General features: G+C 45.5%; 12 protein-coding genes. 6 read left to right on the top strand and 6 right to left on the bottom strand.

Annotated features, from left to right (window positions below; all coding sequences use genetic code 11):
• Positions 1–1206 (top strand): MFS transporter, encoded by a 1206-nt coding sequence (locus tag J2736_RS29980; RefSeq protein ID WP_310502254.1) that lies wholly within the window; start codon positions 1–3, stop codon positions 1204–1206.
• A gap of 180 nt (positions 1207–1386) precedes the next feature.
• Here the strand turns inward: J2736_RS29980 and J2736_RS29975 are convergent, their stop codons facing one another.
• Positions 1387–2364, bottom strand: a complete 978-nt coding sequence (locus tag J2736_RS29975) for a GntR family transcriptional regulator (protein ID WP_310502253.1) — start codon at positions 2362–2364, stop codon at positions 1387–1389.
• A gap of 1019 nt (positions 2365–3383) precedes the next feature.
• Between J2736_RS29975 and J2736_RS29970 the strand changes: the two genes are divergently transcribed.
• The gene (locus J2736_RS29970; protein WP_310502252.1) at positions 3384–9290 is read left to right on the top strand and encodes a galactose-binding domain-containing protein; all 5907 of its coding nucleotides are present in this window, start codon (positions 3384–3386) and stop codon (positions 9288–9290) included.
• Positions 9291–9350: 60 nt separating this feature from the next.
• Here J2736_RS29970 and msrA read toward each other — a convergent pair whose 3' ends face one another.
• The 4 genes from msrA to J2736_RS29950 form a co-directional block, all read right to left on the bottom strand.
• Positions 9351–10466, bottom strand: coding sequence for a peptide-methionine (S)-S-oxide reductase MsrA (gene msrA / locus J2736_RS29965; RefSeq protein ID WP_310502251.1), 1116 nt, complete (start codon positions 10464–10466; stop codon positions 9351–9353).
• 27 nt (positions 10467–10493) lie between these two features.
• Positions 10494–11048, bottom strand: coding sequence for a TlpA family protein disulfide reductase (locus J2736_RS29960; protein WP_310502250.1), 555 nt, complete (start codon positions 11046–11048; stop codon positions 10494–10496).
• A 19-nt stretch (positions 11049–11067) separates the two neighbouring features.
• Complete coding sequence (locus J2736_RS29955; RefSeq protein ID WP_310502249.1) at positions 11068–11781, bottom strand: cytochrome c biogenesis CcdA family protein; 714 nt, start codon at positions 11779–11781, stop codon at positions 11068–11070.
• A gap of 172 nt (positions 11782–11953) precedes the next feature.
• The gene (locus J2736_RS29950) at positions 11954–12523 is read right to left on the bottom strand and encodes a TetR/AcrR family transcriptional regulator (RefSeq protein ID WP_310502248.1); all 570 of its coding nucleotides are present in this window, start codon (positions 12521–12523) and stop codon (positions 11954–11956) included.
• Between the two features lie 122 nt (positions 12524–12645).
• On the opposite strand from J2736_RS29950, the gene J2736_RS29945 reads away from it, so the two are divergent.
• On the top strand, positions 12646–12969 hold the full coding sequence (locus tag J2736_RS29945) for a metal-sensitive transcriptional regulator (protein WP_310502247.1): 324 nt from the start codon (positions 12646–12648) through the stop codon (positions 12967–12969).
• A gap of 82 nt (positions 12970–13051) precedes the next feature.
• On the opposite strand, the gene J2736_RS29940 is transcribed toward J2736_RS29945, so the two are convergent.
• The gene (locus J2736_RS29940) at positions 13052–13210 is read right to left on the bottom strand and encodes a hypothetical protein (protein ID WP_310502246.1); all 159 of its coding nucleotides are present in this window, start codon (positions 13208–13210) and stop codon (positions 13052–13054) included.
• Positions 13211–13460: 250 nt separating this feature from the next.
• Between J2736_RS29940 and J2736_RS29935 the strand changes: the two genes are divergently transcribed.
• Genes J2736_RS29935 through J2736_RS29925 form a run of 3 tightly spaced genes read left to right on the top strand, consistent with a single transcriptional unit; the run spans position 13461 to position 17007 of the window.
• Positions 13461–13661 (top strand): copper ion binding protein, encoded by a 201-nt coding sequence (locus J2736_RS29935; RefSeq protein WP_310502245.1) that lies wholly within the window; start codon positions 13461–13463, stop codon positions 13659–13661.
• A 14-nt stretch (positions 13662–13675) separates the two neighbouring features.
• Positions 13676–16123 (top strand): heavy metal translocating P-type ATPase, encoded by a 2448-nt coding sequence (locus J2736_RS29930; protein ID WP_310502244.1) that lies wholly within the window; start codon positions 13676–13678, stop codon positions 16121–16123.
• Between the two features lie 23 nt (positions 16124–16146).
• The gene (locus tag J2736_RS29925) at positions 16147–17007 is read left to right on the top strand and encodes a hypothetical protein (RefSeq protein ID WP_310502290.1); all 861 of its coding nucleotides are present in this window, start codon (positions 16147–16149) and stop codon (positions 17005–17007) included.
• Positions 17008–17130 lie beyond the last annotated feature (123 nt).

Here is a 17130-nt window from a genome sequence, read left to right as displayed (position 1 = left end):
ATGAAAACATTGTCAACGAAAGCAGCTTTCTGGGCGGTAGCTTGGATTTTGACGGTTAGCTTGTGGGCAAGTACAGCTCCTTCGATTGTTTTTCCCATTTATGCTTCGGAATGGCATCTTTCTAAGGCAGTAACGACAGGTATCTTTGCCACCTATCCGATCGTACTGATTCTGGTCCTCATTATCTTAGGAAACATATCGGATTACATTGGTCGCAGGAACACGTTATTGATTGGACTTACTTTTCTTCTCATAAGTGCACTAGCCTTTGCCTCAGCCCCTAATGTATTTTGGCTATTTGGCGGTCGTATCCTACAAGGTATTGGGGTTGGGCTGACAGCAGGATCTGGTGCCGCGGCACTTGTCGAATTTAACCCGAAGTCCAATCAGAAATATCCTGGCTCCATTAATACCATCACACAAGCTAGCGGGCTATTTTTTGCAACGATTATCGGTGCAGTTCTTATTAAATATGCCCCATCACCACTGCATTTTAGTTACTGGGTGTTGACCGCCATTGTGTTAATTAGCATGGTCTTATCTTTCTTTATTCCCGACAATAAAGCGGTCAGAAAAACGGGCTGGAGGCCGCAAGGCATTCAAATCCCACCAGGACAACGCGGACTTTATGCGTTAGCCGCCTTAGCCGTAGGAGTGGGTTTCGCCAATGGTGCTGTATTTTTATCGCTAGGAGCGCAGATCGCGCGTGATGTCGTTGGAACGAATGACATTCTAGTGATTGGAATCGTTCTGTCGATATCGTATCTACTCGGTGCTGTTAGTGCAACCATTGCAGGACGTTTAGGGCCACGGACATCCATTCGGGCGGGCATGATCGCTGTCTTTTTAACAGTCGTTATGTTGGTCAGCGCTTCGGAATTACATTCTTTCGCTCTGTTCATTGTCTCGTCCGTCCTCGGTGGACTTGGTTACGGGTTCTCTGCTTCAGGGGGAATCGGGATTGTGGTTATCAACTCGCCTGCTCAGTATCGTGTACAGTTTATCTCCGCTGTGTTGGTAGTTGCTTATTTGTTCCAAGGCCTAAGCGCCTACGGTGGTGGGGTAGCTTCCACAGTGTTTGGCTTCAACAACGCGATATGGATTCTGGCTATCGTTGTGGCCTTCCTTGCAATCTTTACATTATTCCTATCGTTGAAAAACCGGATGGCTATGGTATCACCATCAATCACGCCTAAGGTAGGGTAACAAGAGACAAATATCCCCTTGCAGATACACTCAGAATCAACCTTATGAAACATGAGGGATGAGTGGAATCGAAGGGGATATTATTTTTATATACGTCATAAGGGTAACGAATGGTGGTTTAAGGAAGAATGATAGGTAGACGCCATTCAGGGGAGGAAATCCTTGCAGTTGGTTGTACTTCTAACGTCTAATGCTTTGTTTGGAGATTTCGTCTAATAAGCTTTTGCTGGTTTTCTCTAATCGGATGGGGAACAACTCCACTTTCTCGGAAGCTAACTTCTTTAATTCAGGAAAGACAGAGGAGGAAGCATAAATGATGTCTGATTGCTGCAATACGCTGGGCAATCTCTCGCGGTCATTCCAGCCTAATGTCCCAAAGTGAATGTGATCAATACCCGCATCACGTACTTGATTCGCCATCCATTCTCCGCCCGTTTTGCCAAGGCAAACGAACGTGACATTCGTATCCGATTCTAGCCTGGAAATTTGGAGAAGACAGGAAGTGTCGACGGTAGTGCCGATGACCACTATTTTTTTGTCGTAGCAGGCGAAGCGGGACTTGACTTCATCTTCGTGAATAAGCGTCGTAATAATGAAATTAGCATGGCGCAGAATTTCGTCAGACTCCTCCCCGTTCGGATAAGGATCCTCTAGAAAAAGCAACGACACCGTACAATCGGTTGCTTGTGCAATAGCTTCACTTAGGAACTGGTGGTCATGTTCTCTGCATTCGACAAGAACAATATGTAACTTCTCTTGGGTTCGAGGTGTGCTCAAGAGTACATATGCGAGACTGGCAGTGAAAAGTTGCTGTAAATCATGGCCTGCGGAAACGGCTTCACAAATGGTCTTCTCTAACAGCTTTTGCATAGAAAGCCGTTCCTTTCGGAGCCTTTCCGTTTGGATGCCATCTACAACCTGTGTGCCTCGCCCTCTCTGCATGGTGACAAGCCCTTCATAACGAAGTTGAGTGAAAGCATTATTAATTGTATTTAAATTAAGCCCTAATTCATCAGCCAATTGGCTTGTTGATGGAAGCATATCGCCAGGTTCGATATGGCCAATACCAATCAGCCATTTCAATTGTTCCTTGATTTGCGTATTCACATTAAAGGCTAGGTCTGGAGCTACTCGAAGTGGCAGCTTTTTTTCGTCCATGAATGATCACCTTTCTGTAGCTTGACAAGCTTTATTATATCGCATCACTCTACAAAATAAAAACAAATCACCCTAAAAAGCATATGGAAATGTTGACATAAAAGACTAAATAACTAGTTAAATATGTAATTATATGTTATGCTACGAATAGTTTTCTGTTACCTAAAAAAGAAGCTTTTTGATGATGAAAATCACCATCGCCCTTCCTTCAAGTTGCGAATGTGTGTCGTTGGGACTCCAACAGTCAGAACAGAAAAGGATGAAGACATCATGGGTGTTTGCAATTGTCCGGTATGCCAAGTAGGTGTTGTAGAAAATGTTGGTTACATTGAACTCAAGGAAGGTCCGCTGGAATTCAAGTTCAGTCAGTTTCCACCAGCTGAAAAAGCAGCGATAACCATAGGAATATGTAGTCGAGGATCATGTCAGTACGTGGGTATGGGAGCAACACCTGAATCTAGATCCCTTGCCAGAAGTTGTGTGAGTGATCTCTTTTTATCAATGGCTAAACATTCCAAAGGGGTAAAGTAATCTAGTACATATCATTTGCAATGAAAAATAGTTCCAGAGAAATAGGCTGGTTCTGTTTACGTGCGTCTTCGACATTTTCGCCAAAACTTCCGTACAATGATAATTTATCTTTTTTACATAAAAAATATAATATAAAACTTACAATCATAAATAACATTTTATAGTAATTTATACCCATTAATTTACATGAGTTTATAGAGGGGTTGCACACGCGTTGAGTGCAGTGTCCATCTTGGATTTGTGGTTCTAACTTCTCTAAAAAATGAATGTGAAAATAGGGTTACTGTGCTTTCTGCATACAGATAAGTTGGACTATCTAGACTGGAATCCTTAGGTAGATGGGCTCATTGTTTTATTTTACCAGTGGATAATATAATCAGGCTGTGAAAACTAGTCGACAAAATTTGCGTGTAATCGTTCCATTTTGCCCATGACTGTACTCACAGCTTGAGCCCCACAGGGGTAACATCTAAGGAGGAGAAATAGGTATGGCTTTACAAGCTAGAAGTATGCGCAAGAAGTTTTTTCAGATGATTACTTTCTCGATCGCTTCATCTATGGCACTTAGTGTTTTTAACGTTGTACCTACCCCAAGGGCAACGGCTGCCAAAGCTGCCGGTACTTCACAACTAATTTCGTATGAAGGAGCAACGTATGCTTCCTCGATGGAGGGAGGCTTGTCACCAGACAAAGCGGTAGATGGAGACAAAGACTCTCGTTGGGGCAGTGCCTTTAGTGCAGATCCACAGTGGATTTATGTTGACCTTGGTGCTGCGGCAACCATTGATCAAGTTGTTCTTCGTTGGGAGAATGCTTATTCCAAGTCGTATAAGATTCAAGTGTCCAACGATGAGTCAGAGTGGAAAGATATTTACGAGAACAAGAACGGTGATGGAGGCGTGGATACGATTGCGCTAACGGGAGCTGGGCGTTACGTTCGGATGCTGTCGCTTGAGCGCGCTGGCAATTATGGTGTCTCACTCTATGAATTTGAGGTATACGGGACAGGCGGAAGTAATCCTCGGCCGATTGTTCTTGGAGAAGATGTCGCATTAAATAAACCAGTTGTCGCTTCCTCCTACCAAGTTGCTGAGAAAGACAAACCACTGATGATTCCACAGAATGCGGTAGACGGGGATTTGAAAACGCGGTGGTCTTCCCGAGATACGAGTGATGAGTGGTTGTATGTGGATTTAGAGAGCGTTCACACGATCGGTCGTATTCGTCTGCAATGGGAAAATGCAGCTGGTAGAATCTATGACCTTCAAGTATCGGATGATGCTGTTAATTGGAAAACCATTTACAGAGAAATGAACGGACGAGAAGGACTAATGGACACGCCTGTCTATGCTAGTGGCCGTTATGTGAGAATGAAAGGCATTAGCAGAACGACTAGCTTCGGTTATTCTCTATTCAATTTCTCCGTGTATGATTACGTGCAAGGGGATCCTCAACCAACCTATACCATTCCGACATTGCCTACTGCTTCTACGGTAAACGTTGGAAAGGGCAGTTATTTAACCAACGATGTTTCAATGCCCCAGCCTAGACCACCGGTCAATAAAACGGATAATGTCGCTGCGCCGATTGCATCCAATGACTGGTGGCAGTCGGTATTGATTAAAGATTTGAGTGACAGCCTCATCACGCTTCCGCTTAAATCCAAATATACGAATCAAGGTCTTAGTATTCTAAACCCCGGCACGGGCTGGGTGGACGAAAGTGGGAATTCACAGTACGCAGGTGGAGATCCCGATGTGTACTTGATGTCTGGCAATATCAGTGCATCCCGTATCAAGAACAAAATATCCGGGTATAGCGACTGGGCTGCCACTGTTGTGTTAAGCGACAATGAGACAGAAAAAATGAAAACAACTTTTGTCAAAGGCTCGCCTTATCTATACTCCGAGTTCAGTGATCCTACAACACCGGAATTATACTTTCCTGCTACAACGAAGTTTTTCGATGACAACAACAATGCGATCTTGGCAACAGAAGGTGCTACTGTAAAAGCGGACCATATCGGGTTCACTGTCACCAACTTGGATGGCGCTCCGAAACCGCAAACGGTTACTCGCCACTACGGCGTGTTCGCACCAGAAGGTTCCACCTTTACGAAAGTCGGGGGTAAAATTAAAGTACGACTTGGTAATGGGCAAAATTATTTATCTTTGGCTACCATTCCTACAGCTGGCGATTTGAACTATTTCTATCAACACGCGTATGCTTTCGTCACGAATACGACGGTAACTCCGAACTTTAACGAAAATACCTCGGATGTTACGACGAAATTCGAAGTTACGATTGATCAGAAGCGGGCTGATTTAGCACCAACGACCTTGATGACCTTGCTGCCGCATCAATGGAAACAGACAGATTCCACGCTTACGAATCTTGCATATGCATCCATTCGAGGTACATTGAAGCTGCATGAAGGCAACTCGTTTACCACGGTAGACAAATTCAATGGAATCGTGCCTCAGTTCACGGAGCCGAGTGATCCCACATACTCACGTACTGCCCTCTTAGAGCAATTGGACTTCCTCGATGAGTCGACTTCCAAAAACATCATGGCTGGCGATGCATACTGGCAAGGAAAAGTACTTCATCCTTTGGCTATGGGGGTATTGATTGCTGATCAAATTGGCGATACCTATTATAAAAATGTGTTCCTAAGCAGATTGAAAACGATATTAACTGATTGGTATACGTACACGAAGGGCGAACCGGAATACTTCATGTATTACGATCCGACTTGGGGTACGATGTATTACAAATCCAGTGAATTCGGCGCCAACACAGGACTAACCGATCACCATTTTACATATGGTTATTATGCGTTTGCTTCCGCTATTCTAGCTACCTACGATCAAGATTTTAAAGACAATTACGGCGGCATGGTTGAACATCTTATCCGTGATTATGGCAACCCGTCCAAAAACGATCCACTTTATCCGTTCCTTCGCAACTTTGATCCGTATGAAGGCCATTCATGGGCTGGCGGATATGGAGACAATAACAGCGGGAATAACCAAGAAGCAGCGGGCGAGGCACTTTTCGGCTGGGTCGGGGAGTACATGTGGAGCTTGCTATCCGGTAATAAAGATAGTCGCGATATCGCCATTTATGGCTTTACGACTGAGCTGAAAGCTGTAGAGCAATATTGGTTCAATTACGACAACGATAACTGGCTGCCAGGGTTTAAGCACAAATCGGTCGGTCAAGTGTACGGAAGTGCTTATAATTTCGGTACGTTCTTCAGTGGCGATCCTGTTAATGTATACGGTATCCATTGGCTGCCTACTGGGGAATATTTGACAAGCTATGGCTTTGATACACAAAAGGCTGCAGATTTGTACAATGGATTTGTAAAAGATAATAAAGGGCCTGAGACGGCTTGGCAGCACATCGTTTGGCCAATCCAATCGTTAAGCGATTCACAAAGTGTTCTGAACAAATGGACAGTTGAAGGTACACAGAAGAACGAAATTTTCGACACGTATTGGTTCGTTCATAACATGGCCACACTGGGTCAGCGTTCCAACGAGATCTGGGCGACAGGCTGGTCTGGAGCTACGGTTTATAAAAAGGGTACAACGTATTCCTCGATGATTTGGAACCCGACGAATGCGCCTGTTACGGTCACTTTCCACAATGCAGCTGGCGTTACCGGTTCGGCTATTGTAGGTCCGAAAAGCCTTGTGAAAGTTGATCCTACGAAAGTTAGTGACATGAATCACAAGATAGCTCCACAATTAACGCCGGATTCCTCACAGAATACGACGGGGCAAGCGATTGAATTGACTTATGCTGATAATGAAGCATGGAGAAATGCGATTAAAGCGGTAAAAGTGAACGGAAACAACGTGGATGCTTCAAAATATCACGTAGCAGCAGGTAAAATCACGTTGGATTCCAGCTTATTTGTAGAGGAAAACAGCTATACAATTACGATTTTAGCGGACGGATACCCGGATGCTGCGATTCAGCAAAATGTGATCACGAGTTCCACGGTTAATCTTGCGTTGAATAAACCAACCCTTACGGAAAAGGCGAACAAAGATGGAGCTTTTGCCGTAGATGGCAAGTTGGATACGCGTTGGGAGTCTGATTTCAGTGATCCACAGTTCCTTACAGTGAATCTGAAATCGGCCTACAAAATTAGCCGAGTACGCTTGAACTGGGAAAATGCCGCAGGCAAAAACTACACCGTTCAAGTTTCTAAGGATGGCGTAGAATGGACAACTGTTTACACGACAACACGCGGACATGAAGGGATCGATGACATTACGTTCCCAGCTGTGGATGCTAGATATGTAAAAGTGAACGGAACGAAACGTACAACGCAATATGGCTATTCTCTTTGGGAAATCGAAGTATTCGGCACCCCTTCAGGTGTTCTGGATACACCGGAATTAACAGCAGATACGACTATGAATAGAGTTGGTCAGCCGATTGACATTACGTTCAATCAAGATGTAGCTTGGAGTAGTGCGATCAACGCTGTGAAGGTCAATGGAACTGTATTGAACATGGGTCAATATCGTGTTGCGGCGGACAAAATTACGTTGGATGCATCGTTATTCCCAGCAGTCGGCAGCTATGAGATTGCGATTGAGGCCAAAGGGTACTCACCGGCTGTCGTGCAGCAAGTTATCATCACGAGCTCAACAGTGAACCTTGCGCTTAACAAACCGACAATTACTTCGGCGGATTCTGGGCAAGCCGGCAGTAAAGCCGTTGACGGAAACAAGGATACAAGATGGGAATCGGCATTTAGCGATCCTCAATTCATCACGGTGGATCTGGGCTCAGAGCACACCATAAGCCGTGCACTTTTGAACTGGGAAAATGCCGCAGGCAAGAGTTATACGGTTGAGGTTTCCACAGACGGAGCCAATTGGAAAACCGTTTATACGACAACTTCGGGTAAACCAGGTATTAACGACATCTCGTTCTCACCTGTGAGCGCAAGATATGTGAAGATGAATGGCACTGCACGGACAACGGCATATGGCTATTCGTTGTATGAGTTTGAAGTATATGGCAACCCATCTAATGCGTTAGCAGCTCCTGCAATGAATGCAGATACCACGTCGAATAAGATCGGTCAACCGATCGAAATCACCTTCGCGGACGATGCAGTATGGCGTAATGCGATTAACGCAGTGAAACTAAACGGAGCGATTGTGTCTGCAGCTCAGTATAGCATAGCGTCGGGGAAATTGACTTTGGACGCGTCACTATTTGCAGAGGCTAAGAGCTATTCAATCAGCGTTCAGGCTTCAGGCTACAACGATGCGATCGTGCAGCAGGAAGTGACTACGAACACCAATTTGGCTCTTAATCTTGCTTTGAACAAACGGACGATCACCTCTGCGAATCCGCTTCAGGGCGGGAATAAAGCGGTGGATGGCAATAAAGGCTCCCGTTGGGAGTCAGCATTCAGCGATCCACAGTTTATCACAGTGGATTTGGGCGTGGAGCATGTCATTAACACCGTTCGCTTGAACTGGGAAAATGCAGCAGCAAAGAGCTACACGCTGGAAGTTTCCTTGGATGGCGTAACGTGGAAGACGGTTTATGCGACAGCATCAGGTAAGGCAGGAATCGATAATCTTACATTTGCTCCAGAGAGCGCAAGATATGTGAAGATGAACGGTACGACACGGACAACGAATTATGGCTATTCGCTTTTTGAATTTGAAGTGTATGGCAGTGCCGAAACTGCACCCGTAGTACCCGTAGTAACCCCTGTTATAACGGCAGATGTGACGAAGAATACGACAGGCCAGCCGATTGAGATCACCTATGAAGATGATGCGGCATGGAGAGAGGCTATCCAGACGGTGAAGGTTAATGGAGCTGCGTTAAACACAGCGAAATATACCATTACACCGGGGAAAATCACGCTAGACGCTTCCTTATTCACAGAAGCCGGCAATTACGTAATCAGCATTCCGGCGACTGGATTTGGTGAAGCTTCGGTTCAACAGGTGATCACGCCGAATTTGGCCGTTAATCTTGCGCTGAACAAGCCGACGTTTACCTCTGAGAATCCGCTTCAAGGCGGGAATAAAGCGGTGGATGGTAATAAAGGCTCCCGTTGGGAGTCCGCATTCAGCGATCCACAATGGATCAGCGTGGATTTGGGAGCAACGGTCTCAATTAGTAACGTCATTTTGTACTGGGAAAATGCTTCCGGAAAAGCGTATACAATTGAAGTATCAACAGATGGTGAGAACTGGACACCTGTATTCGCAACAACAACTGGAGCTGGCGGCTTGAATAACATTGACTTCAGCCCAACCAACGCTAGGTATGTAAAAATGTCTGGCACACAACGTAATACGCAATATGGTTACTCGCTTTTTGAGATGGAAGTCTATCAATAAAGTCGATGATAGCAAGGACCGGAAGCACTTGTAAGAAGTGCTCCCGGTCCTTATTCTTATTTATTCCACAGCTGCGCGCAAATATCCATAGCCTTCTTGCTGCATCTTATCCTGTGGTACGAACCGGATAGAGGCGCTATCGATACAATATCTTTTTCCTGTCGATTCGGCAGGACCGTCATCAAACACATGTCCAAGATGAATAGCTCCTACACGGCTCTTAAGCGCCGTACGAACTAAGTTATATCGGGTATCCTTTTCATAAGTTACGACATCCGGATCAATCGGTCTAGTAAAGCTGGGCCACCCGCAGCCGGAATCGTATTTGTCACGACTAGAGAAAAGAGGTTCTCCTGTTGCGATATCAACGTAGATACCAGGATCGTACGTATTCCAGTATTCATTGGAGAAAGCCTGTTCTTCAGCTCCAAGTACAATGACCCTGTACTGAAGATCCGATAATTTGGCTTTCAGTTCTTCGTTGCTCGGTCGTGTGTACAAAGTAGGGTCTACTTTGACAGGCTCATCTAGAATCGTCAAATCAACGTGGCAGTAGCCATTTGGATTTTTCACTAAATAATCTTGATGCTCTTCCTCAGCCAAGTAATAGTTCGTTAAAGGCAGCACTTCCGTAACGATCTTTTTATCATATTTCTTCTGCTCATTACCGATCACTTCATTAATAACGGAGACGTCGCTTTCATTAACATAATAAACGCCTGAACGGTAACTAATCCCCGCATCGTTCCCTTGTTTATTTAAACTTGTCGGATCAATAATTTTGAAGAAACGTTTCAGTAGGTCAGATAACGGGATTCGTTCCGGATCATACTTAACTTCAACGGTCTCGGCAAACTTACGATCCTCCCTAACAACGTCTTTATAAGTGGGATTCTCACCTATCCCATTAGCATAACCTACAGTTACATTCTGTACACCAGGAATACGTGAAATATAAGCTTCTACGCCCCAAAAACATCCGCCAGCCAAATAGATCGTTTGCAGCTTGCTATTTGTGTAATCAATTGCATCATTCGGGTTTTCTGAACGGGTAGTTGTCGGTGCTGTACTCGCTTTCGTCGCTTTCGTTGTTGCCTGTGAAGTGAAACTTGGGCTGGCACATGCTGTAACAAACAGTAGGAGCAGCAAACTACTTATATGAACAAATTTTTTCATTATATGTCCTCCTAGAAGCTTCAATTATCAATGGATGTCACCAAAATTGTTGAGTATCGCACTATTCGCGTTATGACCTGGCACTGATTTCGCCAGAATGCCATCAGAACCGATGTAGTACGAGGATGGATAGGCTCTGACCCCAAACTTTTGAGCCCACTTGCCATCTTCATCTAGCAAAACGGTTAGATGAGTTCCTGTTTGGTCGGCTTGCAACCCCTTAAACCACTTGGTAAAACGCTCAGATGATTGCTCACCTCGATAATTGGGGTTAACAATCGTAATGACTTTGAAATCATTGTCCTGACTGGCCAATTCATCAATTTCATCCAATCCGGCTAAACAGATCGAACACCAAGAAGCCCAATATTTCACATAAACTTTTTCCCCAGCAAAGCTAGCTAGATCTACGTTCTTACCATCTAAGTCTTTCAATGTAAACGGAGGTGCAGCCTGTCCTTTATTTAGAACAGCTTGCGGTGAATTCTCTGATTGTGCAGCTTGCGAACTGCCACAAGCCGTAAGAATTAGCAGCGTAAGTAAGATCGCTGTAGTGATCATCCAGTTTCTTTTTATCATCATGATAGAATCGCCTCCCTAGTTAGTTGAAAATAAGAGCAAATATATTCAAGTTGTTCGTCATGAGCAATACGCCCATCACAATCAGCAAGATGCCAGATATGACTTTTATTGTAGGTGTATAGGCATTCAGTTTTCTTAGCTTACTTAATAGCAAATCTGAGAAGATGGAGAGAATCAGAAATGGAATGGCTAATCCGAGCGTATACACGAACATATATCCTCCGCCAACAAGCGACGACCCTTCACTTGCAGATAGACTAAGTACAGCAGCTAAAACAGGACCGATACATGGTGACCATCCGAAGCTGAAGGTTAAGCCAAGCAAGAATGCCGCTGTGAAACCTTTCTTTTCACTCGTTGAAATCGTTAATTTTCTTTCCCGCTGTAGAAAGAGTAGTTGGATAAGACCTGTCTGAAAGATCCCGAAGACAACAACAATGGCACCACAAACGACGATAAACGAGGAGCTATTAATAACCGTTCCCAAGGCTCCTGCCCCAAATCCAAGTAGTAGGAAGACGGCAGAGATGCCTAGGATAAAAAATAAGGTATTACCGATCAGATGAGGATGAAGCTTCATCTTTCCTAATTGAACTGCCCTTGCGTTACTTCTGGGTGAAACCGCACCGAGATGAGCCATATACACAGGAAGTAAGGGGAGGATGCATGGTGAGAAAAAAGATAGTAATCCTGCTATAAAAACGCTTCCGACAAAAACATGTTCTGTGAACATATAGGTAGCCTCCCTTCTTCTGTTTCTTCATAATAGACCGGTCGTCTAGTATTTGCAAGCTTTGTGTAAAAATGAATGTCAAAAACAGCAGCTCGGAAATTACTTTGAACTGCTGTTTTGGGCAACTTGCTGCATATAAAGTTGTCTATTTTGTCTATTTTGTCTAGTTTGTCTAGTAGAGAAGGTCAGTAAAGATTGTAGTGATGGTTAGTTCTAGAGGTGCACTGGAGCGGGAAACCTTGGACTGAGAAAGGGAACCTTCGATACTGGCAACGATGTGGGTGGCAAGTCTCGCAGGATCAGAGTTCGTGGTGATTTCGCCAGCCTCTTTGGCTGCAATAATTGTTAATGTAAGCTGTTTGACCCAATTGTCGAGGGCGGCCGCAACAGCACGCGAAACCAAGTCACTCTGAGAGGGCATTTCTGTCGAGAAGTTTCCGAATAAGCAGCCTCGCACATAGCCGTCCCGCTCTGCAAAATCTAGGAGATAATCGATATGATTATGGATACGTTGAAGTGGGGAAGGGCTGGAATCAGTCAGGAGCTCGATACGATTATTCTTGGTGTAGGCAATGACGGTCGCTTCAGCCAACGCTTCCTTACTTGGAAAAAAGTGATAGAACGAGCCCTTAGGCACACCTGCGGCTTTGGTGATATCGAGCACACCTGTCGCTGTATAACCGCGCGAATAAAACAAGTCAAGCGCGGCGGCGATGATCGTGTCGCGAGTATTGGGTTTCATAGGAAATCTCCTTTCTATTACCCCTATATATTAGACCGGTCGTTTATGACAATGCAACCCCTTTTGTCATTTGCATAGGGTGGGGGGCTATGATAAAATGCAATCAATAGGGAGTGATTGTGATGACGGAGGAGAGCCATTCACACGATATGTGTGGAACTACAAGTGAACGAAAGAGTCATCATTCCGATAAAGCCAAGAGTAATCTGATTACGCGTTTGAACCGGATCGAAGGGCAAATTCGCGGGGTTAAGGGGCTTATTGAGAAGGATACGTACTGTGACGATGTGCTGAATCAGATTTCATCCATCCAATCCGCGTTAAACGGGGTAAGTAAGCAACTACTTGAGCATCATATGAAGAGTTGCGTTATTGATCGTATTCAAGAAGGCGATGAAGAAGTGATAACCGAGTTATTAACCACGATAAATAAGCTTATGAAATAAGGATTAGGGACGTAAATATTCTACCAACGTACGAAAAGGACTTCACCGTATAGATGAGGTCCCTATGTAAGTTAGCAGGTGTCTATCTCTTAATCAGCTTCAAATGAATTGCTTGCTGTTCGGTTAGAATAAACTCCTGCCCAGGCCAAATATCCTCATCTTTATCTCTGCCGAAGAGCCGAAGGAGCTCTAGCCATACCCCTTTCTCCATAGCTTCCGCAGCTGTGATCATGATCTTCATAATAAACACCTCCTGTGTTTAATTACACGGATCTAATGTTTTTTAAACGAATAGGCAGGAAGTTCCGAAGGTGCTCTATGGATAGGATATGCGCAAGCGTACGAATTCATCCTCTTCATGTGTAGAAACATATGTGGTGGATGCCTATGGTGAACCCCCAGAAAAGCTAAGTCTCTGGCTTGACTTTTTATAGGGTAGGGGGGTATACTAAACTCAATAACAATAAACCTAATTAAGGAGAATGAACCATATGCAAAATGTAACGTTAAAAGTAGCAGGCATGTCCTGTAATCACTGTGTGAATTCCGTTGAGGGAGCTTTGAAAACAATAGGTGCAACCGGAAAAGTGGACTTAGCAAACGGAACAGTGAATGTGGCCTTCGATGAAACGAAACTGACACAAGATGCGATTAAAGAAGCGATTGAAGAGCAAGGCTACGACGTTAACTAAAAGAGGTGTAGATCATGGAAACTGCGGATGCTGCAACAAACACGAAGCAAACATCCCTGCAGATCACGGGAATGACTTGCGCCGCTTGTGCCAATCGGATTGAAAAGGGTTTGAACAAGTTGGAGGGGGTCACGGAAGCCAATGTTAACTTCGCCATGGAGCGAGCAACGGTAACGTATGACCCTAGTCGCATCGATGCTGCCAAGATGGAACAAAGCATTCAGAAGCTAGGCTATGATACAGCGAAGGAAACCGTTGATTTACAGCTTGAAGGCATGACATGTGCGGCCTGTGCCCAGCGGATTGAGAAGACCTTAAACAAGATGCCTGGTGTTAGCGTGGCGACGGTTAATTTTGCGATGGAAACAGCCCATGTCGTGTACAATCCAGCCGATCTTACGGTATCTGACATGCAGAAGCGGGTGGAGAAGCTCGGTTTCAAAGCCGTGCCGAAACAAGAGCAAGGCGACCCTGCTGAACACAGGCAACAAGAGATTACAAAGCAGAAACGTAAGCTTCTGATAGCTGCGATCTTATCTTTGCCGTTGCTGTGGTCGATGGTGAGCCACTTCTCATTTACCACATGGATTTGGATACCGGAATTGTTCATGAATCCATGGTTTCAATTGTTGATGGCAACGCCGGTTCAGTTCTATATCGGAAGACAATTCTACGAAGGCGCTTATAAAGCGCTGCGCAATGGTTCTGCCAACATGGATGTACTGGTTTCACTAGGAACATCGGCAGCGTACTTCTATAGTCTGTATTTGACGATCGATTGGGCGATCGGGGGCGGCGGCATGCATCACGGACCGTCTCTGTACTATGAAACAAGTGCTGTGCTGATAACATTAGTCATCATGGGTAAATTGTTTGAAGCACTTGCTAAAGGGCGAACATCCGAAGCGATTAAGTCTTTGATGGGGCTGCAAGCCAAGACCGCGTTGGTTATCCGTGAAGGTCAAGAGCTCAACGTATCCATTGACGAAGTAATGACGGGGGATATCGTGCTCGTCCGTCCGGGAGATAAAATACCGGTAGACGGAGAAGTGCTTGATGGCTCTTCCTCTGTGGATGAATCGATGCTCACTGGGGAAAGTCTGCCTGTAACGAAGAGATCTGGTGATACGGTAATAGGAGCTACCATCAACAAAAATGGTAGGCTTCGTATCCAAGCAACGAAGGTCGGGAAAGAAACGGCGCTCGCACAAATTATTAAAGTCGTCGAAGAAGCGCAAGGTTCAAAAGCGCCGATTCAACGGGTGGCCGACGTGATTTCTGGGATCTTTGTTCCTATTGTAGTGGGTATCGCGCTTATTGCTTTTCTAGTGTGGTATTTCTTCGTGACACCGGGCGATTTTGCAGGGGCTTTGGAGAAAGCCATAGCCATCTTGGTTATTGCCTGTCCTTGTGCGCTAGGCTTAGCGACACCGACTTCCATTATGGCGGGATCCGGGCGCGCGGCCGAACTGGGCATTTTGTTCAAAGGCGGCGAACATCTAGAGAAGACGCATCAGATTGATGTCATTATTTTAGATAAAACAGGTACGGTCACCAAAGGAAAACCAGCACTTACCGATGTGTACGCGGAAGGTGACGAAGCCGAATTCCTGCGACTTGTTGGCGCCGCGGAGAAAAACTCGGAGCATCCCCTTGCAGAAGCAATCGTGACTGGGATTAGAGAGAAGGGTATTGAACTACCCGCAGTAGAATCATTCGAAGCCATCCCGGGCTATGGCATTCAAGCTGTTGTTGAAGGGAAAGAGCTGCTCATCGGAACGCGACGACTTATGGAGCAATTCGGTGTAGATGCAAAGGCTGCCTATGACACGATGTCGCAGCTCGAGGAGTCCGGTAAAACAGTTATGCTTGTCGCCATCAATAAAGGGTACGGGGGTATAGTAGCTGTTGCGGATACCGTCAAAGAAACCTCGCATGCCGCGGTTAGCCGTTTGAAGGCAATGGGCCTTCAGGTTATCATGATCACCGGCGATAATGAACGGACGGCCCAAGCGATCGCAGCTCAAGTGGGTATTGAGCATGTCCTCGCGGAGGTTCTACCCGAAGGCAAAGCGGTAGAAGTGAAAAAACTCCAAGCGCTAGGAAAGAAAGTAGCGATGGTTGGAGATGGTATTAATGATGCACCGGCGCTAGCGACGGCTGATATCGGGATGGCGATCGGGACGGGTACGGATGTGGCCATGGAAGCTGCTGATGTAACGCTTATGCGTGGGGATTTAGCGAGCATTCCGGATGCGCTCTACATGAGCCGCCAAACGATGCGCAACATCAAACAAAATTTGGTCTGGGCACTCGGATACAATACGTTAGGGATACCTATTGCTGCGCTTGGCTTATTGGCGCCTTGGGTGGCGGGCCTAGCCATGGCATTAAGCTCAGTTTCTGTCGTTCTTAATGCACTTCGTCTGCAACGTGTGAAGATTCGCAAAGAATTGACCTAGATCTAGGAGAGAAGCGCGTGAATATGCATAAAATAGGGCTTATCTCAGCTATGCTTGTCGTATTGCTTCTGAGCGCATGCGGCAGTGTCAGAGAGGCCTCGAGCAAGAGTCAGCATGGCAGTCACGAGGCAGCCTCCAGCCCAGCAAGTGGCGATGAACATAGCGGACATGGGGGCGAAATGGCTAAGGCAGCCACGAACCTGAAAGCATCGTTTACGTTCGGATCGACAAGTCTGAAAGCCAATGAGAAGTCAGAATTAACGATCCAAATTACAGACGATGTTGGCAAAGCAGTGACAGATTTTGAAATTAATCATGAGAAGCTGCTGCACTTGATTGTAGTGAATCACAATCTATCTTCTTTTCAACATATCCATCCGACCTACCAAGGAAATGGCAAGTTTACGGTCAGCACAAGCTTCGATGCAGGCGGGGACTACAAGCTCATCGCTGATTTCATCCCTAGTGGTGGAACAAGCACTACGCTTAGTCAATGGGTGAAGGTTACTGGTAAAGAGGCGGGGCACACCGTGCTCAAAGCAGATGCCAAGCTGCGGCAAGAGGTTAGCGGTAAGACAGTTGAACTTTCCTTGAGCAGCTTGAAGGCCAAAGATGAGGTAACGCTCCGTTTTACAATTCGAGACGCTCAGACGAATAAAGAGATCACGAATCTGCAGCCATACTTAGGCGCCGTGGGCCATGTTGTGATTCTGTCAGCCGATGCCGAGCAGTACATTCATGTACATCCCCTTGAGGAGAATTCAACGGGCCCTGTTGCTAAGTTCGCTACCGCATTTCCTGAAGCGGGCATCTATAAGCTGTGGGGACAGTTCCAGCATAACGATGAAGTGTTTACAGTACCGTTCGTTGTTGATGTGAAATGAGTTCATAATAAGCCCTTGCGCCCTTCAATAGGAAGGATGCAAGGGCTTATTTTGCTCCCAGTACTAGACCATCATCGTTTGGTTATTAGGCGCCTATTCGCACTATCCCTTTGGCTCAGAATA

It is taken from the genome of Paenibacillus qinlingensis, assembly GCF_031455095.1.
Lineage (GTDB): Bacteria > Bacillota > Bacilli > Paenibacillales > NBRC-103111 > Paenibacillus_E > Paenibacillus_E qinlingensis_A.
The sequence above is the reverse complement of the archived record's forward strand: the minus strand, read 5'-3'. Positions and strand labels throughout refer to the sequence as shown.